This is a genomic window from Flavobacterium sp. S87F.05.LMB.W.Kidney.N, assembly GCF_004366435.1.
Taxonomy (GTDB): Bacteria; Bacteroidota; Bacteroidia; order Flavobacteriales; family Flavobacteriaceae; genus Flavobacterium.
Genome location: NZ_SODX01000004.1, coordinates 113617 through 137829, shown reverse-complemented (window position 1 = coordinate 137829; position 24213 = coordinate 113617). Strand labels below are relative to the sequence as shown.

28 protein-coding genes are annotated in these 24213 nt (G+C 31.9%); 21 read left to right on the top strand and 7 right to left on the bottom strand.

The genetic code is table 11. The annotated features are described in order from the left end of the window. Positions 1-21 precede the first annotated feature (21 nt). On the bottom strand, positions 22-438 hold the full coding sequence (locus EDB96_RS13190) for a hypothetical protein (RefSeq protein WP_134141289.1): 417 nt from the start codon (positions 436-438) through the stop codon (positions 22-24). A gap of 70 nt (positions 439-508) precedes the next feature. Here EDB96_RS13190 and EDB96_RS13185 point away from each other — a divergent pair, with 70 nt between their 5' ends. The 4 genes from EDB96_RS13185 to EDB96_RS13170 all read left to right on the top strand — a co-directional run bounded on the left by EDB96_RS13185 (position 509) and on the right by EDB96_RS13170 (position 4747). Next, positions 509-913 (top strand): glyoxalase, encoded by a 405-nt coding sequence (locus EDB96_RS13185; protein ID WP_134141288.1) that lies wholly within the window; start codon positions 509-511, stop codon positions 911-913. A 45-nt stretch (positions 914-958) separates the two neighbouring features. Next, positions 959-3097 carry a P-loop NTPase fold protein gene (locus EDB96_RS13180; protein WP_134141287.1) on the top strand — a complete coding sequence of 713 codons (2139 nt, stop codon included), beginning with the start codon at positions 959-961 and terminating at the stop codon, positions 3095-3097. 25 nt (positions 3098-3122) lie between these two features. Then, complete coding sequence (locus EDB96_RS13175) at positions 3123-3698, top strand: Crp/Fnr family transcriptional regulator (protein ID WP_134141285.1); 576 nt, start codon at positions 3123-3125, stop codon at positions 3696-3698. Positions 3699-3775: 77 nt separating this feature from the next. Next, positions 3776-4747: a zinc-binding alcohol dehydrogenase family protein gene (locus EDB96_RS13170; RefSeq protein ID WP_134141284.1), complete on the top strand. Its 972-nt coding sequence runs from the start codon at positions 3776-3778 to the stop codon at positions 4745-4747. A gap of 66 nt (positions 4748-4813) precedes the next feature. Here EDB96_RS13170 and EDB96_RS13165 read toward each other — a convergent pair whose 3' ends face one another. Then, the gene (locus tag EDB96_RS13165) at positions 4814-6790 is read right to left on the bottom strand and encodes a thiamine pyrophosphate-dependent enzyme (RefSeq protein ID WP_134141282.1); all 1977 of its coding nucleotides are present in this window, start codon (positions 6788-6790) and stop codon (positions 4814-4816) included. 187 nt (positions 6791-6977) lie between these two features. Between EDB96_RS13165 and EDB96_RS13160 the strand changes: the two genes are divergently transcribed. The 15 genes from EDB96_RS13160 (at position 6978) to EDB96_RS13090 (ending at position 19054) form a co-directional block, all read left to right on the top strand. Continuing rightward, positions 6978-7928 (top strand): isopenicillin N synthase family dioxygenase, encoded by a 951-nt coding sequence (locus EDB96_RS13160; protein ID WP_057117965.1) that lies wholly within the window; start codon positions 6978-6980, stop codon positions 7926-7928. Positions 7929-8038: 110 nt separating this feature from the next. Continuing rightward, positions 8039-8371, top strand: a complete 333-nt coding sequence (locus tag EDB96_RS13155) for a translation initiation factor (protein ID WP_057117964.1) — start codon at positions 8039-8041, stop codon at positions 8369-8371. A 139-nt stretch (positions 8372-8510) separates the two neighbouring features. Continuing rightward, the gene (locus EDB96_RS13150) at positions 8511-9380 is read left to right on the top strand and encodes a nucleoside phosphorylase (protein WP_134141281.1); all 870 of its coding nucleotides are present in this window, start codon (positions 8511-8513) and stop codon (positions 9378-9380) included. A gap of 51 nt (positions 9381-9431) precedes the next feature. Continuing rightward, positions 9432-9824, top strand: a complete 393-nt coding sequence (locus EDB96_RS13145; protein WP_134141279.1) for a VOC family protein — start codon at positions 9432-9434, stop codon at positions 9822-9824. Next, the gene (locus tag EDB96_RS13140; RefSeq protein WP_057117961.1) at positions 9824-10297 is read left to right on the top strand and encodes a DUF4265 domain-containing protein; all 474 of its coding nucleotides are present in this window, start codon (positions 9824-9826) and stop codon (positions 10295-10297) included. Before EDB96_RS13145 ends, EDB96_RS13140 begins: the two co-directional genes overlap by 1 nt. A gap of 57 nt (positions 10298-10354) precedes the next feature. Then, positions 10355-11206, top strand: a complete 852-nt coding sequence (locus EDB96_RS13135) for a substrate-binding domain-containing protein (protein WP_134141278.1) — start codon at positions 10355-10357, stop codon at positions 11204-11206. A 19-nt stretch (positions 11207-11225) separates the two neighbouring features. Then, complete coding sequence (locus tag EDB96_RS13130; RefSeq protein ID WP_057117959.1) at positions 11226-12158, top strand: hypothetical protein; 933 nt, start codon at positions 11226-11228, stop codon at positions 12156-12158. Positions 12159-12284: 126 nt separating this feature from the next. Next, positions 12285-12653, top strand: coding sequence for a hypothetical protein (locus EDB96_RS13125; RefSeq protein WP_241774379.1), 369 nt, complete (start codon positions 12285-12287; stop codon positions 12651-12653). Positions 12654-12855: 202 nt separating this feature from the next. Then, the gene (gene abc-f / locus EDB96_RS13120; RefSeq protein WP_134141276.1) at positions 12856-14442 is read left to right on the top strand and encodes a ribosomal protection-like ABC-F family protein; all 1587 of its coding nucleotides are present in this window, start codon (positions 12856-12858) and stop codon (positions 14440-14442) included. A 221-nt stretch (positions 14443-14663) separates the two neighbouring features. Beyond that, a complete protein-coding gene (locus tag EDB96_RS13115; RefSeq protein WP_134141274.1) occupies positions 14664-15713 on the top strand; it encodes a linear amide C-N hydrolase in 1050 nt (349 codons plus the stop codon). A 107-nt stretch (positions 15714-15820) separates the two neighbouring features. After that, positions 15821-17185: a hypothetical protein gene (locus EDB96_RS13110; RefSeq protein WP_134141272.1), complete on the top strand. Its 1365-nt coding sequence runs from the start codon at positions 15821-15823 to the stop codon at positions 17183-17185. 125 nt (positions 17186-17310) lie between these two features. Beyond that, positions 17311-17628: an ArsR/SmtB family transcription factor gene (locus EDB96_RS13105; protein WP_057117955.1), complete on the top strand. Its 318-nt coding sequence runs from the start codon at positions 17311-17313 to the stop codon at positions 17626-17628. 4 nt (positions 17629-17632) lie between these two features. Beyond that, complete coding sequence (locus EDB96_RS13100) at positions 17633-18100, top strand: SRPBCC domain-containing protein (protein WP_057117954.1); 468 nt, start codon at positions 17633-17635, stop codon at positions 18098-18100. A 5-nt stretch (positions 18101-18105) separates the two neighbouring features. Continuing rightward, positions 18106-18492 carry a DoxX family protein gene (locus tag EDB96_RS13095; RefSeq protein WP_134141271.1) on the top strand — a complete coding sequence of 129 codons (387 nt, stop codon included), beginning with the start codon at positions 18106-18108 and terminating at the stop codon, positions 18490-18492. Between the two features lie 4 nt (positions 18493-18496). Continuing rightward, positions 18497-19054 carry a DUF4256 domain-containing protein gene (locus EDB96_RS13090; protein ID WP_134141270.1) on the top strand — a complete coding sequence of 186 codons (558 nt, stop codon included), beginning with the start codon at positions 18497-18499 and terminating at the stop codon, positions 19052-19054. Positions 19055-19096: 42 nt separating this feature from the next. Here EDB96_RS13090 and EDB96_RS13085 read toward each other — a convergent pair whose 3' ends face one another. After that, positions 19097-19447, bottom strand: a complete 351-nt coding sequence (locus EDB96_RS13085) for a DUF2200 domain-containing protein (protein ID WP_134141268.1) — start codon at positions 19445-19447, stop codon at positions 19097-19099. A 132-nt stretch (positions 19448-19579) separates the two neighbouring features. On the opposite strand from EDB96_RS13085, the gene EDB96_RS13080 reads away from it, so the two are divergent. Further along, entirely contained in the window at positions 19580-19987 is a 408-nt protein-coding gene (locus EDB96_RS13080) for a VOC family protein (RefSeq protein WP_057117950.1), read from the top strand. A gap of 104 nt (positions 19988-20091) precedes the next feature. Here the strand turns inward: EDB96_RS13080 and map are convergent, their stop codons facing one another. The 3 genes from map to EDB96_RS13065 form a co-directional block, all read right to left on the bottom strand. Continuing rightward, positions 20092-20856: a type I methionyl aminopeptidase gene (gene map, locus EDB96_RS13075; protein ID WP_134141267.1), complete on the bottom strand. Its 765-nt coding sequence runs from the start codon at positions 20854-20856 to the stop codon at positions 20092-20094. 118 nt (positions 20857-20974) lie between these two features. Further along, a complete protein-coding gene (locus EDB96_RS13070) occupies positions 20975-21712 on the bottom strand; it encodes an SDR family oxidoreductase (RefSeq protein ID WP_134141265.1) in 738 nt (245 codons plus the stop codon). 80 nt (positions 21713-21792) lie between these two features. Next, positions 21793-22362, bottom strand: coding sequence for a Crp/Fnr family transcriptional regulator (locus tag EDB96_RS13065; protein ID WP_134141264.1), 570 nt, complete (start codon positions 22360-22362; stop codon positions 21793-21795). 123 nt (positions 22363-22485) lie between these two features. On the opposite strand from EDB96_RS13065, the gene EDB96_RS13060 reads away from it, so the two are divergent. Next, positions 22486-23697 (top strand): hypothetical protein, encoded by a 1212-nt coding sequence (locus tag EDB96_RS13060; protein WP_134141262.1) that lies wholly within the window; start codon positions 22486-22488, stop codon positions 23695-23697. Between the two features lie 17 nt (positions 23698-23714). Here the strand turns inward: EDB96_RS13060 and EDB96_RS13055 are convergent, their stop codons facing one another. Beyond that, positions 23715-24110: a VOC family protein gene (locus EDB96_RS13055; RefSeq protein ID WP_134141260.1), complete on the bottom strand. Its 396-nt coding sequence runs from the start codon at positions 24108-24110 to the stop codon at positions 23715-23717. Positions 24111-24213: the final 103 nt, after the last annotated feature.

Sequence of the window (24213 nt, the reverse complement as noted above, 5' to 3'; positions counted from 1 at the left end):
CTGAAACCTGAAACAAATCCCCTACTCCTCTATTCTCTCAAAAATAAACTCTGAGTTATTGTACTCAATTGGAACTCCAGGTACAAAACAGGGAAGATTGAAGTAAGTTCCGATAACACCTTTTCCTAAGTAAAGTTTGTTATCCTTCTTTAAAAGTGCCAGTGGAACTCTTTTCCAGCTTCCGCCAAAAGAAATATAATGATAATCGCCTCGAAGTGTATCGCCTTTAAGATCACCTCTTACGTCACCAGAATCTTTTCCATATCCGTAACGCGAAATTTCATATCGTCCATAAAAACGTTTGTCATTCATATGAATATCTAAAACTGCGGTATCTTTATTGTTTATAGCACGATAAAAGGCATGATTGTATTTATCTTTATCTTCTTTTGAATTGCAGGAGACTAGCAGTAAGCTCAGAAATAGAAATAATCGCATATTTTTATTTTATAAAAAACAAAAATAGGTTTTTACTGTGGGATTATTTATTTAACTTTAAAGAAAAAACATGGCAGATAGAGACACTTTTTTAAAAGAATTCAGAGGCGAAACTTTAGGAACTGTAAGTGCTCAATCTTCTCCAGATGAGATCTTTCAAAATCAAACCATTCGACCTATTTTAAAGCTTCAAAACGACCTTTTTGTAGCGGTTTTTATAAATTATGTGAATAAAAACAAACCCGATTTTTATTCGTATTCCGTCGAAAAGAAATTACAGGCAATTGAAAATTCAATTCAAAAAGATATTAAGTTCAGAAATTCGTTAAAAGGAATTGTAATGGCGCTTTTTACCATTCAAGAGTATGATACTTATATTCAAAATTCTTCAAGTTTAAATAAAAGAATGATGAATTTGTTAATAGATCGTTTGAAAAATCAAGTGCAGCTGTTTGAAGTGGAATCGGATAATTAGAAATTTTAGAATAATTTATTTTTTTTTAATGTATTTACAATTTAAATGAATCAAATATATAACTCAGACAAACCAATTATTGAGAAAAAATATGACAGGTTTAATAGATTTAAATTTTCTAGAAGAATATCTGAAACAATCATTAAACGGAGTAGTGATGAAGGGATAGTAGTTGGATTGTATGGACTTTGGGGAGAAGGAAAATCATCTGTGTTGAATATGATAGAAAATGATTTAAAATTAGCAGATGATATTTTAGTAATTAAATTCAATCCTTGGCGTTTTAAAGATGAAGATACTTTAATACTGAATTTTTTTAAAAATTTATCGGAAAAGTTAGATTTTGAATTAAATAATAAAACAGAAAAGCTAGGTCAGTTTTTTAAAAAGTACGGAAGTGTTGGAAGTGTTGTAAATCTAGATTTATCTAAAATTGGAGAAAATTTATCTGATACGCAACTTGAAGACTTAAAGAAAAGAGTGAATGATTTTTTAGCGAGTTATGATAAAAAAATTGTTGTAATAATTGATGATATTGACAGATTAGATAAGCAAGAATTATTCTCACTATTTAAATTGATAAAATTAACTGGCGATTTTACAAAGACCTATTATATTCTTTCGTTTGATGATGAAATGGTTGCTTCTTCTATTGGCGAACGATTTGCGAAAGGAGATAATAATTCAGGGCATAATTTTTTAGAAAAAGTAATACAAGTTCCTTTGAGGATACCGCAAGCTTTACCTAAAGATTTACTACAATACACATTTGATTTATTAAATTATATTTTGAATGAATATAAAATTGATCTTGGGAGAGAAGAAGAACAAAATGTCGGTAGTTTAATTTCTCAATTTCTTCTCCTAAGAATTAAAACCCCGAGGTTAGCTATAAGATATGTGAACTCTCTTTCTTTTTTAATTCCTCTTCTTGATGGAGAAGTAAATATGTCTGATTTAATTCTATTTGAAGGAGTTAAAATTTTATATCCAAAATATTATGACTTTATCAAATCTTCACCAGAATATTTCATCGAAACATATTATGATTTTACTTATGAGAAAAAGAACTTAGAAAAAATAGAAGAATTAAAAAGTAATTTTGAGGAATTAAAGAAAGATTTGTCTAAAAATGAACAAAATGCTATATTAAAATTGCTTAAACATTTATTTCCGTTCATAAAAGAAGGATTGGAAAATTACAGTTTAAGAAATAGAGATGATTTATGGATAAGAGAAAAAAGGATTGCTTCTTCAAAATATTTTTATAAATACTTCATATATAGTGTGTCAAAAGATGATATCTCAGATGTTTATTTTGAAAATTATATTAAAAATCTCTCAACGAAAGAATATGATCAAATCTTACACGAAACTGAAGAAATTTTTAGCAGTATTGATCCAGTTGAATATTTAAATAAAATTAGTTTTTATGAAGATTCATTAGAATGGGAAACAAAAAAGGTTTTAATAGAATTAGTTTGTTCAATCCAAGGAAAATTCGAAGGGATGAAGGGTGGGACCTTCTCACTTGGTTACAATCCAAAATCTCAAGCAGCAGTACTAGTAAATAGGTTATTATTATCGCATAAAAATTATTCAGAGAGATTTAATGTAGCAAAAAAAACAATATCATCTGAAGTGCCATTCGAATTTTCAAAAGAATTACTTAAATGGTTTAAAGTTGGGAAATCTGACGAAGAAAAAACTCTAAAAATAGATGAAATTAAGTTTTTAAACAAAGTAATTTTAGACAGAGCTCTAGATGATTCTAAAAAATGTAATAGTAATTTATTTGAAAAGTATGAGCATTCGATATTTTTACTATTAAGTCTATTTCACGAAAGCGATCCTATTGGACTGACTGTTTATATTAAGAATTTATTAGATGAAAATCCAAAATTTATTAAAACAATAATATATTCTCTTACATCAATGATATATAGTTCAACAAGAATTGATCCTTATAAAAATGATTTTGCAAGAGATACATTTCAATCCTTAAAAAGATATTATGATATCAATATTTTGCACAAATTATTAATGGAAAATTTTGAAGAAGAAATTGTTAAGGAGGAAGTTTTTTTCTTTGATAATGATGAAGGTCAAACTATATTAAATGCGCTTAGACAATTTAATCACTGGTATAATTTAGATGTTTCAGAAAATTTAATAAATCAATAAAAGATGTATAGTTATTATTAAAAAAATGTTCGACCAATTCCGAAATAAATTCCCTGTAACCGATGAAAAATGGATTGAATATACCAATTATTTCAATCGCATTGAAGTTGCTTCCAAAATAACTCTTTTAGAAGAAGGGGAAATTTCAAAAAAACTTTTTGTTATCGAAAAAGGCTGTATTCGTGTTTGGTTCAATCATAACGGAAAAGATCTGACTTCGCAGTTCTTTTTCGAAAATCAAAGCGTTTCTTCTATTGAAAGTTTTATGAAAAAATTTCCAAGTCCGGTTTTTATAGAAACAATCGAACCTTCTGTTTTATGGTGGATTCATAAAGAAGATGTTGATACCATAATTGAAGAAATAAAGGAAATTCCAGAACTGCGAGACAGATTAATTAATATGCTTTTTCAGAGAACATTTGATTATATGAAACATTTTTTCTCATTTCTAAAAGATTCTCCTGCCCAGCGTTATCTTAGTTTAATTGAAGAAAAACCTCAAATAGTACAAAGAGTGCCACAGCATTATATTGCTTCTTATTTGGGTGTGAGTACTGTTCATTTAAGCCGAATAAAAAGTAAACTGCTTCAAAATAAATAGCTCTTTTCATTTGATAACAAATGTTATCGTCTGTCCACAAATGACTCTATAATTTTGCTTCATAAAATTTAATAATTATGAAAGCAGCAGTAGTTTATAAAAAAGGCGAATTACCAAAATATGCAGATTTTGCAGAACCAATTGTATCAAATGAAAACGAGGTTTTAATTTCGGTTAAAGCAGTTGCGATTACCAATTTAGACAAAGGAATTGCCAGCGGAGATCATTATTCTTCAGAAAATGAAAATCAAAACGGATTTGTAGTCGGCAGTGATGCTGTTGGAGTTTTGGAAAACGGAACAACAGTTTATGCGCGCGGAATTTCTGGAACAATTGCCGAAAAAGCTTTAGTAGAAAAAAGCAGAATGGTTGTATTGCCTGAGGGAATTGACGATACGACGGCCGCAACAATGCCCAATGCAGTTGCAGGTTCGGCAATGGCACTTCGATTTAGAGCCGGAATAAAACCTGGTGAAACGGTTTTGATAAATGGAGCAACAGGTTTTACAGGTCAAATGGCGATACAGATTGCTAAACATTATGGAGCAAAGAAAATAATCGTTACTGGAAGAAACGAAAAAACACTTCAAAGTCTTTTAGAATTGGGTGCTGACGAGATTGTTTCTCTAAAACAAAAGGACGAATCTTTTATTAATCAGTTAAAACAAATTCATCAAAACTCTCCGATTGATATTGTTGTTGATTATTTATGGGGACATTCGGCTGAGCTTATTCTTTCAGTTTTAAAAGGAAATGGAAACTTTACTCCTAAAACAAGATATGTTTCTGTTGGTTCTATGTCTGGAGATACGATTCAATTATCTGCACAAATTCTAAGAAGCGTTGATTTACAATTGTCAGGATCAGGTTTAGGAAGCTGGACAAAGGATGAAGTGAAATTATTATTTTCTGAAATACTTCCAGAAATGTTTCTTTTGGCTTCTAAAAATATACTAAAAGTAAATATCGAAAAAGTAAATTTATCAGATATTGAAAAAATGTGGAATGCCGAAGTTGTTGACGGAAAAAGATTAGTGGTTCTTATTTAAGATACTAAGGTTCTAAGATGCTAAGATTCTAAGTTTTTTAACTCAGAATCTTAGTTTCTCACTATTTTAATATTTTAAAAGCTCAAGTAAAACTTCTTCAAAACGATTTCTTGGTAAAAATTGATCTTCTAAAGCTTTTGTAAACGGAATTGGAGAATCTAAACTGGCAACTCTTTTTACTGGAGCATCCAAATATTCGAAACAATTTTCCATAATCAAAGCCGAAATATCACTTGCGATTCCACCAAACATAGTGTCTTCTTGATAAATAATAGCTTTTCCTGTCTTTTTTATAGAAGCAAAAATTGTTTCAGTATCTAAAGGCTGTAAAGTTCTTAAATCAATTAAATCGGCATCAATTTCTGGATGTTGCGCTAAAGTATCTAAAGCCCAGTGTACTGGCGCACCAAAAGTGATTATCGTAACTGCGTTTCCTTCTTTTAATACAGCTGCTTTTCCAAACGGAATCGTGTAGTAATCTTTAGGAACATCTTGATAAATACTTCGGTACAATAATTTATGTTCAAAAAACAAGACCGGATTTGGATCGTTAATAGCAGTGTTTAAAAGTCCTTTTGCATCGTATGGAAAAGCTGGATAAACCACTTTCAAACCAGGAGTTTTGGTAAACCAAGCTTCATTGGTCTGCGAATGGAAAGGTCCTGCCTGCGTTCCGCCTCCGCAAGGCATACGAACGACAACATCTGCTTTTTCACCCCAGCGGTAATGTGATTTTGCCAATAAATTCACAATCGGATTAAATCCTGTTGAAACAAAATCCGCAAACTGCATTTCTACAATTGCTTTATAACCGTTTATAGAAAGTCCCATTCCTGTCGAAACAACAGCACTTTCACAAATAGGTGTATTGCGAACCCTGTCTTTTCCAAAAACGTCAACAAAATTATCTGTAATTTTAAAAGCCCCTCCATATTCAGCGATATCCTGTCCCATAATGACAAGGTTTTTATGACGCCACATAGATTGCTCTAAACTATTTCGAATAGCATCTATAAAACGAATATTTTCTAATTCAGAATTATGGCTATATTCTTCATATTTATACGGTTTATAAACATCATCTAATTCTCCGCTATAAGTTGCTTCAATTTCAGGTTCGGCATTTGCCATTGCCCAATTCTCGTCAATTTCTTGTTTGATTTCGGCGTGAAATTGCTCGTCTAATTCTGAAGTTAGAGTACCATTTTCAGTCAAATATTTTCTGTAATTGGTAACTGGATCTCTTTGTTCCCACTGATCCATTAAATCTTGAGGAACATATTTAGTGCCGCTCGCCTCTTCATGGCCGCGCATTCTGAAAGTTTTAAATTCCAATAAAACGGGACGCGGATTTTCCTGCATTTCTTTTTTAAGCTGAGACAATTTATTATAAACTTCTACAATATTATTTCCGTCAATAATCCAGCTTTCAATTCCGTAGCCAATGCCTTTATCGGCAAGGTTTTCGCAGGCATATTGTTCATTTGTCGGCGTTGAAAGTCCGTAGCCGTTATTTTCAATAATAAACATTACTGGGAGCTTCCAAACTGCAGCAATATTCAATGCTTCATGAAAATCTCCCTCGCTTGTTGCGCCTTCGCCTGTAAAAACGGCTGTAATTTTTTTATTGTTTTGAAGTTTATCCGCTAAAGCGATTCCGTCAGCAATTCCTAACTGCGGGCCAAGATGCGAAATCATTCCAATAATATTATATTCTTGTGTTCCAAAGTGAAAACTTCTATCACGGCCTTTTGTAAAACCATTTGCTTTTCCCTGCCATTGCGAAAATAAACGATGAAGCGGAATTTCTCTTGTAGTAAAAACACCTAAATTTCGGTGCATTGGAAGTATATATTCTGACTGATCTAAAACAGCCGTAACACCAACAGCAATAGCTTCTTGCCCGATTCCGGAGAACCATTTAGAAACTTTTCCCTGTCGAATCAAGATCAGCATCTTTTCTTCGATTAATCGGGGTTTTAATATCTTTTTATAGAGGTCTAATAATTGAGCGTCGGTTAGGTTTTGTCGGTAAAAAATCATTTACTTTTTTGTTTTTTAGTGTTTCAAATATAACAATTTGCGTTAATTTTATTCAATTCTGAAATATTTTTTTAATCAGAAATCTGCTTTTAATACCTGAGCTTAATATTATTTTCTAAATATTCTATACCTTTGTTAGCGAAAGGTGCTTATGACACCTTTTGTTCTTAAATATAAAATGTAAAGTATGCAAAACATTCCTAGTGTAGACTTACGTGATTTCCTTTCGGACGACCCGAAACGTAAACAAAAATTTGTAAATGAAATCGGCAGTGCATTTGAAAACATTGGCTTCGTAGCCTTAAAAGGTCATTTTCTTGATGATCAATTGGTAAACGAACTTTATGGTGAAATTAGAAACTTTTTCGCCTTGCCAATAGAAACTAAGCATAAATATGAAATTCCTGGAATCGGCGGACAAAGAGGTTATGTTTCTTTTGGAAAAGAACATGCTAAAGGTCGCAAAGAAGGAGATTTAAAAGAATTTTGGCATTTTGGCCAGTACGTTGACAAAGACTCAAGATGGGCTTCGGAATATCCAGATAACGTGGAAGTTACTGAATTACCTCGATTTAACGCGGTTGGTAAAGAAGCGTATCAAAAATTAGAAAAAACAGGTGTTTATGTATTAAGAGCTTTGGCTTTGCATTTAGGTCTTGACGAATTCTATTTTGATAACTATGCAAAAGAAGGAAACTCAATTTTAAGACCTATCCATTACCCTCCAATTACATCTGAGCCAGAAAACGCTATTCGTGCAGCGGCTCACGGTGATATCAACCTTATTACTTTATTAATGGGAGCTCAAGGTAAAGGGTTACAAGTTCAAAATCATAATGGTGAATGGATTGATGCCATTGCTGAAGATGACGAATTGGTAATTAATGTTGGTGATATGTTGTCAAGACATACAAACAATAAATTAAAATCTACAATTCACCAAGTGGTAAATCCACCGAGAGAATTATGGGGAACTTCACGTTATTCAATTCCGTTTTTTATGCATCCGGTAAGCGATATGCGTTTGGATTGTCTTGAAAACTGTATTGATGAAGAAAACCCGAAGAAATTTGAAGATATTTCTGCGGGAGAGTTTTTACACGAACGTTTAGTAGAGTTAGGTTTAATTAAAAAATAAACTTAAATAAATTCCAATATAAAATTCCAAATTCCAATCTTCTGTTGGAGTTTGGAATTTAATTTTTATGAACTATATTTATTGAGATTTATTTTTAGAATAAAAAACTTATGGACTTTAAAGATCAATTAAAGAATTTATTTCCAGATCATGTAGAATCAAATGAACCAGAGCAAGTTGAAGAACAAGAACACGTTCTCTATGTTCAAAAAGAACCTATGATCTGTAAGTTTGAAAAAAGAAAAGGAAAACCAACAACGATTATTGAAGGTTATGAAGGCTCTGACGAAGATTTTAAAATCTTAGCCAAAGAAATCAAAACCAAATTAAGCGTTGGCGGCACCTTTAAAGATGATTCCATTATTATTCAAGGCGATTACCGTGATAAAATTATGGCAATCTTAAAAGAAAAAGGATTTAAAACCAAACGTGTAGGTGGCTAAAAAGTTTCAAGTTTCAGGTTCCAAGTTCTTCAAGGCAACCTGAAACTTGAAACTTGAAACTTGAAACTTGAAACTTGAAACTTGAAACTTGAAACAAAAAAAACTTAGTACCTCAGAACCTTAGCAACTTAAAGAAAAAATGATCCAATCATCAGAATTAATAGTAAATCCAGACGGAAGTGTTTATCATTTAAACCTTCGTCCTGAACATATTGCGCACGACATTATTTTTGTTGGTGACCAAAATAGAGTTGAAAAAATCACTCAGTTTTTCGATTCAATCGAATATTCTACTCAAAAAAGAGAATTTAAAACCCAAACAGGAATTTATAAAGGAAAAAGAATTTCTGTAATTTCTACTGGAATCGGCCCAGACAATATCGATATCGTCTTAAATGAATTAGATGCACTAGTTAATATCGATTTAAAGACGCGTGAGCCAAAAGAAACCTTAACTTCACTAAATATTATCCGAATTGGAACTTCTGGTTCTCTTCAGGCAGATATTCCTGTAGACAGCTTCGTGATGTCAAAATTTGGTTTAGGTTTAGATAATATGCTCCGCTCCTATTTAATTGACGACGTGTCGATTACCGAAATAGAAGATGCTTTTGTAAAACATACCGATTGGGATCCTAGAAAAGGGAAACCTTATGTAACAAAATGTTCTGAAAAATTAGAAAAATTAATCGAATCTAGTAGAATATTTAAAGGAATTACGGCAACTGCAGGAGGTTTTTACGGTCCGCAGGGAAGAGTTTTGCGTTTGAATATTCAAGATGCTGAATTGAATAATAAAATGGATAATTTTAGTTTTAATGAAACTAAAATCACTAATTTAGAGATGGAAACAGCAGCAATCTACGGACTTTCTGCGCTTCTTGGGCACAGTGCTTTGTCGCTTAATGCTATTATCGCCAATCGTGCTTCGGGAACTTTTAGTGCAGATCCATATAAAGCTGTAGATGAATTAATTGGTTATACATTGAATAAGCTGGCTGGTAATTAATTGGATAATTCGTTAAATTAGGAAATGAGATAATTATAAAAATACTGAATTATGTTTTTGAGAGTGGCAAGACATACCAACAATCTAGAAAAAATAGAAGATTTTTATGTGAATATTCTAGGTTTCGAGCGATTAGACGGTTTTGAAAAACATAATAAGTACGATGGAATTTTTATAGGAAAGCCAGGTTTAGACTGGCATTTTGAGTTTACAAAGTCTGAAATAGAAGCTAAACATACCTTTGATGAAGATGATATAATCGTACTTTATCCAAAAACAATTTCAAATTACAACGATTTAATACATAAACTTACACGCAATAATATTGAAATGATACCAGCGATTAATCCGTATTGGAATGAAAATGGCAAAATGATTCAGGATCCAGACGGTTATCGCATAGTAATATCCTCATTAAAAGCCATAATAAACGAAATAGAATAATGTCTGAAACCCATAAAAAAATACTATTTAAATACTATAGCGATTATCTGGACGAAGTAGTTTCTGAAACCATGTGGGCGGAAATTATAGATCTGGAAAAAGGTCTTTTTAAACTGGATAATATTCCATTTTTTGGTCCATTAATTGCAACAGACGATATATTTTATGCAGAATTCGATGAAACCGAAGAACGTTTTATGCATAGAAAAACAATACAAAATTCAGGAAACTCGATTGTACAGATCGCTATTTTAGAAAAAGGTTTTGATAAGGAAATCATCCGCGAAAAATTAAAGGCAATAAATTGTTTGTCGGAAGGATTGAACGAAACTTTTTTTGCAGCAGAAATTGCGAAAGATGTTGATTATACATTGGTAAGAAGCCTATTGAACGAATACGAGTCGCAGGAAATTATCGAATTTGCAGAACCTTGTCTTTCAGAAAAACACAGAGCAGATTTATTAAAAAACTAAACAAACAACTTTAGAATACGCATACCAAGCAAGCAACTTAACTTAAACTTAAAATAAATGAAAACTGTCAAAATTGCGGGTGTTCCGGAACACTTCAATTTGCCATGGCATCTATGTATAGAAAATGGTGAATTTGAAGAAGAGAACATCGATTTACAATGGACAAATGTACCCGAAGGAACTGGGAAGATGTGTCAAATGCTTCGTGATGGAGAAACAGATTTAGCTGTTATTTTGACCGAAGGAATTCTAAAAGATATCGCAGCTGGAAACCCAAGTAAGATTGTTCAGATTTATGTGCAGTCGCCTTTAATTTGGGGAATTCACGTTGCTGCAAAATCAGATTATCAAACCCTAAAAGATCTTAAAAATAAAAAAGCCGCTATCTCAAGACTTGGTTCTGGATCTCAGTTAATGGCATATGTAAATGCCAATGAGCAAGGCTGGGAAATGGATGATTTAGAATTTGAAATTGTAAATACCATTGACGGCGCTGTTGATGCTCTGACCAACAAAAAAGCAGACTACTTTATGTGGGAACGTTTTATGACAAAACCTCTTGTAGATCAAGGAATTTTTAGACGCATTGACGACTGCCCTACTCCTTGGCCTTCATTTGTAATTGCGGTACGCGATGAATTCTTGAAAAAGAATCCAAAGATCGTAGAGAAAATTCTTGAAATCATCAACAAAACAACGGTTGATTTTAAAGAAATTCCAGAAATAGACGAGAAATTATCTAAACTTTTTCACCAAAAAGCTGAAGATATTAAAGAGTGGCTGAAACTAACACAATGGTCACAGAAAAACCTAACAGAAAAGTCCTTTAATAAAATTCAAAATCAATTATTTGATCTGGGAATTATTGATAAAAAAAGTATTTTTGTAGAAACCGTAAAAGCACTGTAATACTGCTTTTTTGATTCGTATGATGAAATTCCCTAAAATTGACTTTCCGCAGTTAAAATCCAAGCTACAGGTGAAATCACCTTGGGATAGGATTATTATTTCGATTTTGAGTCTTTTGATTACGATTCCGATTTTCATCATACTGCATCAAAATTTAATCGATTTAGAATGGTCATTCAATCTCGATCGTGTATTTATCTTTATTTTTCTTTTTACAGCAATATTTTTTCTGCTGATGTATCTCAGAACTATTATTATTCTGTGCATTGCGGTTTATTTATTGGTTTTGTTTTACGGAACTGTTATTGGGAATTATGGTTTTAGCGAAATCTCAGAAGATTATAATTCTATGATTTATACCATGTCTGATAATCCGTATCCGCAGGACATCATTGTAGCAAAACTGCTTCCTTTTCCAAATAAAACAAAAATTATTAATGCAATAGAATACCAAAACCCTAAAGTGCGAAATTTTGCTATAATGGCGACAACGAAGCATTTTAAAGGAATTAGAGGTTATTCAGATTATCGAACTATTATTCAATGTTTTGCAGTTTTCAAAGAGATAAACGGCAGATGGAATTATGTTAACGATCCAAAAGAAGGTGATTATATTGCTACCGCTAGCGAATCTTTAGATTATTTTTCTGGCGACTGCGATGATCATTCTATTTTGATGGCGGCGGCGATTCGATCTATTGGCGGAACTCCCCGACTTATTCATACAAAAGGACATATTTATCCAGAGATTTTGATTGGTTCTACGATTGATTTGGAGAAAGTGAATTACTTGATTAAAAACGTTCTTTTTCCAAAAGAAAGCTACGGCAAGAAACTGCATTACCATATAGACGAACGCGGTCAAGTTTGGATGAATCTTGACTACACTGCAACTTATCCCGGCGGTCCATTCATGTATGAAGAAATTTTAGGGGCTTTGACTCTTAATTAAAGTATCTCTGGAAAAGGCCTTGCGTAATGTCAGGTAAAAAAAAATCTTTATAAATATTTGATTACGAATAATTTAATGTCATTTTTTTTTGTAACTTTTTCCTGTTTAACTTTTAACCTCATAATCATGAAAAACTCTAAATTATTTACCCTCGTAATTGCAATTGCTGTTGTATTAATGGTTTCATGTCATAGTAAAAGAAATAAACTAGTGAATTCATGGAAAGTTAGTGCTGTCGAAGCCAAAATTCCGATGACTGATTCTGCTAAAAATGTAATTCTAACCAATGGGGAACTTACTTTTACAGAAGATGGTCATGTTACTGGATTTTTACTTCGAGAAATAACAGACGGAACTTATGCATTAACAAAAAAAGGAACTAGTCTGGTTATTAAAGATGAAGTTGGTACGCCTTATCCTTGTGTAAGCACAATTACCGACGATAAATTAATTTTAGAAGCTAAAGAAGCTAAGTTAACATTCAATAAAATTTAAATTAAGCATTTCAGTTTATATCAATACAAAAAGCCATTCTTTTTATCTGAGAATGGCTTTTTGATTTTTTGCTTTAAAATAAATATCTTTGCATCTCTTTAAATAAGTACAACGTATGTGAAAAATAATTTCTTTCGAAAAGTTTAGTAAGTAACCGCATTTTGTGGTCACTTAATTTATTTATCTATAAAAGAAAGGAATTATGCTTATTCTTCAAAATATCTCATATCAGCATGAGAATAAAGACATGCTGTTTCAAAACATTAGTTTTACTCTAAACAATCACGATAAAACCGCTTTGATCGGAAATAATGGCGTTGGAAAATCTACGTTATTAAAAATTATTGCTGGACATCTTCACCCCTTTTCAGGGCAAATTAATCAAAATTTTAAACCTTATTTTGTTCCACAGTTATTTGGACAATTCAATGATTTGACAATTGCGGAAGCATTAAACATAAAGGATAAAATAACTTCACTTAAAGAAATACTTGAAGGTATTGTAACCGACGAAAACTTAGAGTTGTTAAATGATGACTGGACAATTGAAGAACGCTGTAATGAGGCTTTAATGTATTGGCAGCTTCAAGATTTAGACCTTGACCAGAAAATGGAAACTTTGAGCGGCGGACAGAAAACAAAAGTTTTTTTGGCTGGCATTATGATACACGAACCAGATTTGGTTTTATTAGACGAACCCAGCAATCATTTGGATTTTGCTGGTAGAAACTTGATGTATGATTTTATAAGATCTACTTCTATCGCTTTACTCGTTGTAAGTCATGACAGAACATTGCTGAATATTCTAAATAAAACTTTAGAAATGAGTAAAAATGGGATTTCTGTTTATGGCGGGAATTATGACTTTTACGACGAACAGAAAAAGATTGAAAATAACACTTTAGAACAAGATGTCCAGAGCAAAGAAAAAGCACTCAAAAAAGCCAAGGAAAAAGAACGCGAAACTATTGAACGCCAAAATAAATTAGATTCTAGGGGCAAAAAGAAACAAGAAAAATCGGGAGTTGCCAGGATTATGATGAATACGCTTCGTAACAAGGCTGAAAACAGCAGTTCGAAATTAAAAGATGTTCATGCAGAAAAAATTGATAATATTTCTAATGACTTGCGTGAGCTTCGATCATCACTTTCGGCTATAGATCAAATGAAATTTGGTTTTAACACTGCTGCTTTTCATAAAGGAAAAACACTTTTTAAAGCCGATGAAATCAATTACAGCTATGAAAATCAATTACTTTGGAAAGAAAATCTAAATTTTGAAATACTTTCTGGAGAGCGATTGGTACTAAAAGGTTCAAATGGCTCTGGAAAAACTACTTTAATCAAAATTATTCTTGGAGAGCTGCGCCCGAAGCTGGGAAATTTTACTTCCTTAAGTAAAAAAGCAATTTACATCGATCAGGATTATTCTCTGCTTGACAGCAATTTAAATATTTACCAGCAAGCACAGCTTTTTAATGATTCTGGATTAGAAGAGCATGAAATTAAGATGAGATTAAATCGTTTTTTGTTCTCTCAAAATGATTGGAATAAACCATGCAGTGCTTTAAGCGGTGGCGAAAGAATGCGTCTTATGCTATGTTGTTTAACGATAAGCAATGAATCTCCTGAAATTATTATTTTGGATGAACCCACAAATAATTTAGATATTCAAAATATCGAAATTTTAACAACAGCAATTAATGAGTATCAGGGAACTTTGATTGTTGTTTCACACGATCAGTTGTTTTTAAAACAAATAAATATCGAAAAAGAAATTTGGCTTTAAATAAGCAGCATTACAAATATTTTGGCGCTGCTCATTGTTTATTGAATCAATTAGTGATAACTGTCTTTTGTTATCACTAAAACTTTTACTTTTATATTTATCTGATAAACAAAACATTATTTAAAATTCGTAAATTGCATCGAAAGATTTTCTTTACAGAAATAGTTTTGGCTATCAAGCAATTTATATATAAATCAAGTTTAATTGAATGGTAAAAAATTATGAAATCAAGAAACAGAATTTTGGCGCTTTTACTTACTTTTTGTTTTATAAGTGAAACTGTACTTCCTTGTACAAGAGTTGTATACGAAGGCATAAATGGTACAATAATAACTGCAAGATCAATGGACTGGAAAGGAGAAATTCCAGCAAATTTGTGGATTTTCCCACGTGGTATTGACCGATCTGGAGAAGCCGGCACTAGTTCGGTAAAATGGAAATCTAAGTATGGAAGTGTAATTACGAGCTCTTGGGATATTGCATCTTCAGACGGAATGAACGAAAAAGGACTTGTGGGCAATCTTTTATGGCTGGTTGAATCTCAATATCCTAAGTTTGAAAAAAACGGAAAAGTAAAAGGTCTGGCCGTTTCTTTATGGCTGCAATATGTTTTGGATAATTTCTCGACCGTTTCTGAGGCTGTAAATGCATTAGCAAAAAATGAATTCGTAATTGTGTCATCGCATATTCCCGGAACAGACATTTTTGCTACAGTTCATTTATCTATTTCTGATGCTACCGGTGATAATGCTATTTTCGAATATATAAATGGAAAATTGGTAATTCATCATGATAGAAAATATGTTACAATGACTAATTCTCCAATTTTTGACGAACAGCTGGCTATAAATACTTATTGGAAAAGTATTCCCGGAACAGTTATGCTTCCAGGAACGAATAGAGCTGCCGATCGTTTTGTGAGAGCTTCATATTATATTGATGCAATTCCGAAAACGGATGACACCAGAAGAGCTTTGGCAAGTGTATTCGGTGTGATTCGAAATTGTTCTGTTCCTTTAGGAATTGCTTCAGAAACAGAGCCTAACATCTCCTCTACTCGCTGGAGAACTGTTGCAGATCAAAAAAATCTCGTTTATTATTTTGATAATGTTTTAAACCCGAATGTAATTTGGGTTGAATTCAATAAAATAGATTTTAGCGAAAAGGGAAAGATTAAAAAACTCAGCTTAGCCAATAATGAAAACTATTCTGGTGAATCTTTATTGAATTTTAAAGAAACGAAACCGTTTCAATTTGCGGGATTGGATTAGATAAAATTAAAAAATTGAATGCTTTTGGTGTTTTTTTAGGTTTTATAATTAAAATCATACAAAATTGTTATATTTGATTAACTAATCCTAAACAAATTCCTAAAACCATGAAACAATTTTACAGTAAAGTATTTTTGAGTATTTTTTCCGTCATATTTCTTTTTAGCTGCCAGAACGATGATGCAGATTCTCCTGTTCAGCAGGCAAAGGTTTTATTCTCAGTAAATTATGGAAGTTCTCATACCGGAGACATAAAGGGATACCTTGCCGCATATACTCCAGAAGGTGAGCTATTAAATTATGGCAGTTTGGGAGATTCTTTAAAATGGGATTTGAAAGCAAAATACAATGGTGACAAAATAGATATTTTATATTTTGAAGTGGTGAATGGAATGCAAGTTCAGCATATCAAAAATATTAGTGTTGGACAAACTTTTACCAATTTGCGAAATATTTTCCTTTATCAGGAAACAGATCGTAAAACCTTTAAATTTAAAGTTGAAGATTTTGGTAAAAGAGAAGGAAATGGTAATGTAGAAAACGGATTTTCGAGCACAGCATATTTAATTCATAGCGGTTATGCAACTTTTAATCCTTTAACTTGGAGTAAAATTGAAAACGGATATTCTTATGCTGATATCACTTTTACTAAAGGGAATGATATAGAAGAAAAGGAATATGGAGCTGAGCTGCTTCTTTTTGAAAAAAACACTAATAAACCTTACGTCAAATATTTAGATTTAAAAAGGCTTACTCAAAACTACACAAGCAATGATGTAATTACATTAAATAAAAGTGATTTCAGTCCCGCAGAAATTAAAACTGTACAGGTAGACGCTAACAACGTTCCGTATGAAAACATGTTTTTGTATACCTATAATATACAAGCAGACAGAAGAAATATTATAAGATCATTTAATCATATAATTGAGGGTAATAAAATTTGGTATGTGAGCAGTAACGACGAAATACCAATTAATTACTGGCGATTAGTATATTCTGCTAAAACTGGAAACACTTCTTACGTTGCAGAAAGTAATAAAAAAGATGTACCGTCACTTGTAAACGTAAAAGAACTTTCTGGGCATAGTATAACCAAAAATGGAGATAAATTTTCTTTTAAACATGGCGCTGTTTTTCCAGATAAAAAACTTTTAAGGACTTTCGTTTCCTTTTATAAATATAGATATTCAGCGAATAGTATAACTTATATTTGGAATTTTGACAGTACAGAAAGTACAGGAACTTTAAATTTAAAACCTTTTAAATTTCCAGCTGGCTTATTAGATAAATTTCCAAATATCAAACAAACGGATCAAAGAGAATGGGAAACTGGAGATTATGGCCAAGTCTACGATACAAGATCTTCTACCAATGTAATGTTAAACTATTTAAATGATATTTTGTTGTGGAAAACAAATGTATATACTGTAAATGATTATACATTTGAAACATATTCGATTAAGCTTTAAGTTATTACAAAACATACAGTAAAACCTTCAAATTATATAGTTTGAAGGTTTTTTTATTTAAAAAAAGTAAAAAAATATTGCGCAGTCAAATGACTTCATTATATTTGCAGTCAAATAACTGCGTAATGGAAATTAGAAGAGATGTTTTTCAAGCAATAGCCGATCCTACCCGACGAGCTATTTTAGGTTTAGTGGCCATTCAAGCAATGACGCCTGGCGCAATAGCAGATAACTTTGATTCGTCTAGACAGACTATTTCAAAACATATCAAGATATTGAATGAATGTGAATTACTGCATCAAGTACAGAATGGGCGAGAAATTTATTATCATTTAAATCCTCAAAAAATGAAAGAAATTGACAATTTCATCGAGCCGTTCAGACAAATGTGGGATGATCGTTTCAATAAATTAGAATCAATCATGAAAAATCATAAAAAGTAAAAACATGGAAAGAAAGACAAAAATAACGGCAGAAGATGGTAAACAAGATCTCATTATCACTAGAGAATTTGATCTGCCATTAGAATTATTGTTTAAAGCGCATGTTGATCCAGAAATTGTTTCGCAATGGATGGGAACAAAAGTTTTAAAATTGGAAAGCAAAAAACACGGAGGATGGCATTTTGAAACTAGCGATCCCAGCGGAAATGTGGTGTTTAGCGCCAATGGCGTAATTCATGATTTTGTTCTAAATGAGAGAATTACAAGAACTTTTGAAATGGATAATGCAAATTTCGCGCCTCAATTAGAGTTTCTTGAATTTGAAAAACTAACAGATGAAACTAGTAAATTAACGATGCTGATTATTTACAAATCTATTGAGCATAGAGAACAGCAATTAAAATTACCTTTTGCGCAAGGTTTAAATATGGCACATAATAGATTAGAAGAAATTGTAACGAAACTAAAATAAGTATTATGACTAAAAGAAATAAAATTATTTACTGGATTGCTACGCTTTGGCTGGCACTAGGAATGGCTTCGACTGGAATTGTACAATTAATCCAGAATAAAGAAGAAACTGAAATGATGAAACATTTAGGTTATCCGCTTTATTTTTTAACGCTTTTAGGAGTTTGGAAATTATTGGGCGTTATTGCTATACTTATTCCTAGATTTGGTTTATTAAAAGAATGGGCTTATGCTGGTTTCTTCTTTGCAATGTCTGGAGCAATAGTTTCTCATTTAGCTTGTGGAGATGGTGCAAAAGAACTTTTTGGACCATTACTATTAATTGTTTTGACTATTTTTTCGTGGTATTACAGACCAGCGGAAAGAAAGTGTTTTAGTGAATTAAAAAGTTAATCAAATGAAAAAAGTATTGACAACCAACGAACAGGATGAGATTTTAAGTACGCTTGAAAAACGTTTTGAGCAAAATAAAAACCGTCATAAAGATTTAGATTGGACAAAAATTGAAGCCAAACTAAAAGCTAATCCGGAAAAATTGTGGTCGCTTGAAGAAATGGAAAAAACGGAAGGCGAACCAGATGTTATTGGTTATGATAAAAAAAAAGACCAATACCTTTTTGCTGACTGCTCTGCAGAAAGTCCAAAAGGACGAAGAAGTATCTGCTACGATCATGAAGCACTTGAAAAAAGAAAAGAGCACAAACCTGCTGACAGCGCTGTAAATATGGCCGAAGGAATGGGAATTGAAATTCTGAACGAAGAACAATATAAAGAATTACAAAAGCTGGGAAAGTTTGACACCAAAACATCAAGCTGGATTTTGACTCCACCAGAAATAAGAAAATTAGGCGGTGCAATTTTCTCTGATTTTAGATACAATACCGTTTTTGTATATCATAACGGTGCAGAATCTTATTATGCTGCAAGAGGTTTTCGCGGTTTACTAAGAGTTTAGAAAGATTAAAACCTTCAAATAATTCATTTGGAGGTTTTGTTTTTACTCTCTTAAAATCTTTTCCATCTTTTTTCCTTTTGCCAACTCGTCTATTAATTTATCTAAATAACGAACTTTCTGCATTAGCGGATCTTCAATTTCTTCCACACGATAACCACATATTACACCAGTAATTTTGGATACATTCGGATTCAATTTTGGAGCTTCTGCAAAGAAGGTTTCAAAGTCTGCCTTTTTCTCAATTTGAGCTTTAAGTTGTTCGTCGCTATATCCTGTTAACCATTTTGTTATTGTATCTACTTCTTCTTTAGTTCTTCCTTTCTTTTCTGCCTTTTGAATATATAAAGGATAAACGCTTGAAAATAGTAATTTATATACTCTTTCGTTTTTCATTTCACGCTTTTTAGATAATTTAGGCTTTAAGGTAAAGATAATTCAAAACTAAAAAAACTCCAATACAAGAATTATTTATACCTTAGATTTGTTTTATTAATGTCAATTTTCGCTAACTAAAAAACTATTTATATGGAAAACCAAAACCATTCAAACGACAACACGCCAAAAGTGACCGGAATTGGCGGTATTTTCTTTTTTCTAGACAATCCAAAGGAAACTAAAGATTGGTACGCCAAAAATTTAGGATTAGAGATTAATGATTGGGGTTCAGCAAGTTTTGAATCGAGAAATCTTGATAATCCAGAGCAAATCGAATCGACTCAATGGTGTCCTTTTAAGAAAGGAGATGAATACTTTTCTCCGTCTAAAAAAGACTTTATGGTTAATTACCGTGTTCAAAATATCGAAGGCCTTTTAGAAAAACTCAAACAAAATGGCGTAACAATCTTAGATGATATCGAAACGTACGATTATGGAAAATTTGTACATATAATGGATACTGAAGGCAATAAAATTGAGCTTTGGGAACCGATTTAATTTTTAATGGTGAATTGTTAATGGTTAATAGTTGATTGTTGATCTTGAGATATAAAAAAAAAACTTCACTATTTCTAATGGAGTTTTTTAGTTTTATGTTTGGGTTAATTCCAGATTTCATTCATTTCGGTTAAAATGATTGGTTTGCCTTCTGTTACTACAATTGTATGTTCGTGTTGTGCCATAAAACCGCCTTTATTTCCTACCATTGTCCAGCCGTCTTGCAAAGTCTCCGCATAAGTTGACGTTGTTGAAATAAACGTTTCTATGGCAACTACAGAATTCTTTTTAAATCTCGTGACATTAAAACGATCTCTATAATTGGCTATTTCGTGCGGTGCTTCGTGAAGGCTTCGCCCTACTCCATGCCCAGTAAGGTTTTTTATAACTTTGTATCCTCTTTTTTTAGCTTCAGTTTCTATTAAAAAACCAATATCAGAAATACGAACGCCTCCTTTTATATTATGAATGGCTTTGTGCAAGATTTGTCTCGAAGCTTCAACCAATTTTTGATGTTCGTTTACATCAGAACCAATTACAAAGGAGCCGCCGTTGTCTGACCAGAAACCGTCTAATTCTGCAGAAACATCAATATTAATCAAATCACCTTCTTTTAAAATTCTAGTCTCAGATGGAATGCCGTGACAAAACTCATTATCAACACTAATGCAAGTCCATCCAGGAAAACCGTAAGTCAAATAAGGTGCAGATTTAGCGCCGAGATCATTTAGAATTTGTCCGCCATAATCATCCAATTCTTTGGTTGACATGCCCGGTTTGGCAAATTTTCTCATTTCTTTTAAAGTGAATGCAACTGCTTCACTTGCTTTTTTCATTCCTGCTAATTCTGCTTCTGTGGTAATTGACATAATTTGTTTTCTTTAGAATTAAATCTGAATCAAAATTACCACTTTTATTTTTTTTAAGATGATTATTAAATTAAAAACCTCCAAAATCAAAGACTTTAGAGGTTTTAATATGGTTTTATTACCAAGGACTTTCTTCGCTTTCATCTTCAATATCATTACTAAAGAATTTTCCAGTTGGTCCGTTTTCATCGGTTAGAGTATGTTTTATAATAAAACTCGCCGCGCTTTCTACACTTCCAGGTCCGCTGTGATGATTAAAATCTGTAGCAGTATAGCCTGGATCAATTGAATTTACTTTAAAACCTAAATCTTTTAATTCATAAGCCAAAGTAACTGTAAAAGCATTTAAAGCCGTTTTTGACGAAACGTATGAAACTGCTTTTATCGCATAATATTTCCAAGCTGGATCGCTGTGTAAAGTAAGGGAACCCAAACCAGAAGTAATATTACTGATTCTCGGATTTTTTGATTTTTTAAGCAGTTCTAAAAAAGTCTGAGTAACTCTGATAACACCAAAAAAGTTAGTGTCAAATGTCTGTTGGATTTTTTCGACAGAAGTTGTTGAAGAATCTTGCGGTACATCTCCTAGAACTCCAGCATTATTAATTAGAACATCTAATTTTCCCTGCTCGTTTTCTATAATTTCTTTCGCACTTAAAACACTATCAGCGTTTGTTACATCAATCTGAATTGCTTTAATATTATTAAAACCTTCCTGAGTTAGTTTTTTTACTACTTCCTCTCCTTTTTGAAGATCGCGGCTTCCTAAATAAACAAACAATCCTTTTTGTGAAAGTTGTTTTGCGGTTTCTAAACCAATGCTTCTATTTGCGCCTGTAATTAATACTGAATCCATTTTTTTATCTTTTTAAATTATTGATTACAAAGTTGCGTTGATAAAAAACAAAAACATTTGCCATTTGGCAAAAAGCAACTTTAACGGATATTTTTTCTAATTCTGCTCAAAGAAGATTGCGTGATACCCAAATAAGAAGCCAAATAAGAAAGCGGAACCCGATTAATTACTTTTGGAAACATTTCCATAAAAGATAAATAACGAGTTGTAGCATCTTCTGAAACCAGCGGACTTCTTCTAGCTACTTTCTGAATCAAAGCTTTATTGATAATTTTATGAACTATTTTGTCCCAGCCAATAATTGTATTTAATAGTTCTTCCCAATCTTTTTTAGAAAAAACAATCATTTTACAATCGGTAACAGCTTGAACGTAGGCAGAAGAACAAATACTGTTTTCGAAACTTTCTAAATCGACTACAAGATTATTTTCATCTATAAAATATTTAGTAATTTCTTCGCCTTTATTATTGTAGTAACAGACTCTCATGATTCCTTCGATAATGAAACCAACTTCCACGGAAATTTTACCAGCTTCAGAAAAATAATTATCCTTGCTAATATCTTTTTCTTGGGCTTTGCTTAAAATTAAATCAATTTGGTGCTGATTTAAACTGCCAAACTGCAATATATATGCTACTAATTCTTTCATGCACGAAAGTTAGTTATAAGTTTTTAATCAAAATTTGTCATATGGCAAAAAAAGAATTGAATAAAATTTATTAGGCGCCCCTTTATTCTTACTTTGCGTTAAAAATCTCTTTTTGCATAGAAAATGAAAATAATAAAAAGCAGTTTTTTCAGTCCAAGGAAATGTGAGTATGGTAATTTTGAAATAATACCTGATGCCGGTTGGGAATTTTCGCAGACATTCATTGATTATGAATCTAAACTCTTAATAGTATCTCTAAGCATTAAAGACGAAACCAAATGGGAAAATCATGGTTATAATGGTACTATTATTCCAACTAAGCAGTATAAAGTCGACTTAGAAACCTTGCATATTTTAGAATTTGAAGATTGGAAGCATTATTTCAATTACAATAAAATTGAAATAATAAGTGAAGATGGAAAATACAAATTGATCACGCAAAGAGTTTTTAAACCTGAAAACAATAATGATTCAATCATTGAAGAGTTATATGACAATATTTCTGGCAATCTAATAAGTTCAAGCCGTTCGATCGCTTTTAATGAAGATAAAAATGAAAATTTATTAGAAAGTAAATACCGTTCTGAGAGAGAATTAGAAGATCGAATAAGAATATATAATGCTAAACCAAATTTAGCTGAATTCTATAAGATTCAGATTAATCAGTTAAAAGATCAGGATGTTATAATTTACTACTATGATGCTTTTGACACATTCAAACTTACTTTTGTAAATGATGAATTTGTTTTGTCTAAAGGAGACATATTTCCTTCAAAACAAGAAGATTGGCAGTCATTACAATATGATGAAATCGCTGTTTATTATAATATAGATGAATTTTGGAACGATTTTATTAAAGAGGAAAAATGGTATTTAAAATATAATATACATTACGGTTTTGACCATAAAATATTGGTTTTGGCAAAACATATAACAGAGTATTTGAATGAATTACGCAGGGAACAAAAATCTTCATTTAAAGAATATGAAAAAATTAATGAGTGGCAGGGAAGCGTTTGGAGTGATGAGTATAAAAAGAAAGAAGTAAAACAATGGTGTGCCAATTGTTCTGAGCCAGTGAGTTATTATGGACGTTATCCAAAATATATTTGTCAAGAATGTGCTTCTAAAGACGCACACGACAAAGACGGAAATATACTTGAGTTTTCTAACCTCGGAATCTCAGGCGGTTTTAAAGCAACTACAAAAAATAAGGATGGAAAAGTTATCAAAGAAAATGATACCGAACAATTTTGTGATTGTATAATTGATGGTAAATTGTTTTTTGCACAAGAAGCAAGATTTGGAGGAATTGTAATCCAGATCAAAGAGTAGCTATAGTTTCTAAAAAACTACATTCCAGGCCAATACAGAAAATTAAATTTATGTCCGTCAGGATCAGCAAAACCGAAAGTATAGCCAGCTTCAAAATTTTCTGGTTCAGAAAAAATAGTTCCGCCAATTTCTTTCACTTTTGCGTACCAAAGGTCTACTTCTTCCCTGCTTGCTGCAGATAAAGAAAATATAATTTCATTATCGTTTTTTGTATTGGTAAGTTTTCCTTTTACAGCATTTTCAAGCCTTTTTTCAATAAAAAAGTTGATTATAAAATTATTGTCGCCGAAAGCAAAACTAACTAATTCGTCAGTTTCTTTTCCGTTTTGTTTGAACCCTAAATCGGTATAAAATTGAATTGTTTTTTGCAAATCATACGAAACTAGGTTTGCCCAGATCATTTTCGTTTTCATAATTAATTTTCATTAGATTGAATTATACAATTATACTAAGTTAATCAATTTCTAATTAGTTTTTTATCTTAACTCATATAGATATTATTAGACTTTATCATTT